The sequence below is a fragment of the Bradyrhizobium sp. genome, from assembly GCF_019244115.1.
In the GTDB taxonomy this organism is placed as follows: domain Bacteria; phylum Pseudomonadota; class Alphaproteobacteria; order Rhizobiales; family Xanthobacteraceae; genus Bradyrhizobium.
Window position 1 is genome coordinate 1 of sequence record NZ_JAFATE010000091.1, and the last position, 2,043, is coordinate 2,043.

Genomic DNA, 2,043 nt, shown 5'->3' on the forward strand with positions numbered 1-2,043 from the left:
CGGTCGACATCGTCGCCATAGGCGGTAGCGCGAAACAGGCTCTGCTCGCGGTCCTCATAGTCTTCAACCGGCTTGCCCTTTGGCGGCGGCAGGCGGCCTTGATAGATGTCGCCCTTGGAGCGCAGGAAATCGATGGTCTCGGCGACCTTGTTGTTGCCGTCCTCGATCAGCGAACGCTCGGAGAAGAACACGTCGTGATGGATGTTGAGGGCGGCGAGATCGCCCTTGATCTCGTCCATCATCATCGCGATCGCCTTGGCGCGGACGATCGGCAGCCATTGCGCCTCACTCATCGTGCGCAGCCGATCGCCGTATTCGGTCGCTAGCATCTCGCCGACCGGCTTCAGATAGTCGCCGGGATAGAGCCCCTCCGGGATCGCGCCGATATCCTCGCCGAGCGCTTCGCGATAGCGCAGGTACGCCGAGCGCGCGAGCACATCGACCTGGGCGCCGGCGTCGTTGATGTAGTATTCGCGGGTGACGTCGCGGCCTGCGAACTGCAACAGGCTGCACAGCGCATCGCCAAACACGGCGCCGCGGCAATGGCCGACATGCATCGGCCCGGTCGGATTGGCCGAGACATATTCGACATTGACCCGGGGCGCGTCCGCCGCCGACCCGCGGCCATAAGAGGTGCCTTCTCGCAGCATCGTGCGCAGCGCCTCGACCCAGGCGACCGGCTTCAAGGACAGATTGATGAAGCCGGGACCTGCGATGTCGACCTTGGCGACCAGGTCCTCGCTGCGCAGCCGCGCGGCGATCGCCTCCGCGAGATCGCGCGGCTTCACCTTGGCATCCTTGGCGAGCACCATGGCGGCGTTGGTTGCCATGTCGCCATGGCTGGGATCCCTGGGCGGCTCGACCACGACGCGCGACAGGTCGGTTTCCTCGGACCATCCGCCGGCCGCGGCGAGATCGGCACAGATCGCATGCACGCGCGCCTGCACGTCGGCAAACAAATGAAGTGAGGGGGCTGGATTGAGCATGGCCGCGCCTAACGCAAATCCGGGGTCGAGTCAAAGAGCCTATGGTGCTCGGTCAGCGCGAAGCGGTCGGTCATCCCGGCGATGAAATTGCCGATCAGGCGGGGATCCACGGCCTCGTTGGCGACCCCGGCGCAGCCGTGCGGCAGCCACTCGGCCGGCAGCTCTGACGGATCGCGCTGATAGCGGGCAAACAGATTGCTCACGATCTCCTCGGCATCCCGCATGATGCGCATGACCCAGTCATGCCTGTACATCCGCGTCTTCAAAAAGGCCTTGATGGCCGCCTCCTCCGCCGCGACGTGGTCCGGGAACGCAGCGAGCTGCGCACCATGCTTGCGCACGGCCTCGACGGAGGCGGGCCGCGCGACTGCGAGCCGCCTGCGCGTTTCATCGAACACCGCCCCGATCAGATAAGAGATCAGCTCGCGCACCAGTTCGGCGCCGCGCCTGTCGTCGTCGAGATGCGGATAGCGGCGGTCGATGTCGGCGATCATGCGCGCCGTGAGCGGCATCTGTTTCAAATCGTCGACACGGAACAGCTGCGCCCGCAGGCCGTCGTCGATGTCGTGGGCATCGTAGGCGATGTCGTCGGCGATCGCCGCGATTTGGGCCTCGAGCGAGGCAAAGCTCCAGAGCTCCAGATCGTAGGCGCGATCGAATTCCGCAATGCCCACCGGAATCGCACGGATCAGCGGGCCGTTGTGCTTGACGATCCCTTCGAGCGCCTCCCAGGTCAGGTTGAGCCCGTCGAAGGCGGGATAGCGGCGCTCGAGCGCGGTCACCACCCGGAGCGACTGGGCGTTGTGATCAAAACCGCCGGCGTCCTTCAGGCAGGCGTCCAGCGCCCGCTCGCCGGCGTGGCCGAACGGCGGATGGCCGAGGTCATGCGCCAGCGCCAGGGTCTCGGTGAGGTCCTCGTCGAGGCCGAGCTGGCGGGCCAGCGCGCGGGCGATCTGCGCCACTTCGAGCGAATGGGTCAGCCGCGTGCGGTAGTGATCGCCCTCGTGGAACACGAACACCTGGGTCTTGTGCTTGAGGCGGCGGAACGCGGCCGAGT

2 protein-coding genes are annotated in these 2,043 nt (G+C 66.2%); both read right to left on the reverse strand.

Annotated elements, in window-relative coordinates:
• Window positions 1–986, reverse strand: a 986-nt coding sequence (argS, locus tag JOZ76_RS04170; protein WP_291697362.1) for an arginine--tRNA ligase domain-containing protein, incomplete at its 3' end; no start/stop codon positions are given.
• 8 nt (window positions 987–994) lie between these two features.
• Window positions 995–2,043 (reverse strand): deoxyguanosinetriphosphate triphosphohydrolase (locus JOZ76_RS04175; protein WP_291697363.1); only part of this gene is annotated, 1,049 nt, incomplete at its 5' end.